Origin of the sequence: Acinetobacter sp. UBA1496, from assembly GCF_002324975.1 — a bacterium.
In the GTDB taxonomy this organism is placed as follows: Bacteria; Pseudomonadota; Gammaproteobacteria; order Pseudomonadales; family Moraxellaceae; genus Acinetobacter; species Acinetobacter variabilis.
On sequence record NZ_DCRI01000005.1, the window covers coordinates 1 to 398 of the forward strand.

Here is a 398-nt window from a genome sequence, read left to right on the forward strand (position 1 = left end):
AATAAAGATCGATATGGTGTGCGTAAGGTCTAGCAACAATTGAAACGTGAAGGTTATGTTATCGCACGTTGTACAGTTGCTCGATTGATGCAGAAGCTAGGTATACAAGGTGTTTGGCATGGTAAGAATAAACAAACCGCCCGTAGCCGAGATGACCAAAAACGAGCAGATGATTTAGTGAAACGTAATTTTAATGCTGATCGACTTGACTAACTGTGGGTAAGTGACTTTACGTATATTCAAACTCATTCAGGCTGGGTCTATACCGCCTTTATTATTGATGTGTTCTCACGAGCAATTGTTGGATGGAAAGTATCTACACGGATGAATATAGATATGGTGCTCGATGCATTAGAGCAAGCATTGCACGATCGAGGTATGCCAAAGAATGTGATTCA

At 40.7% G+C, this 398-nt stretch carries 1 pseudogene; it reads left to right on the top strand.

Annotated features, from left to right (window positions below):
- Positions 1–398, top strand: a pseudogene (locus B3143_RS00520) (DDE-type integrase/transposase/recombinase); the annotation flags it as partial.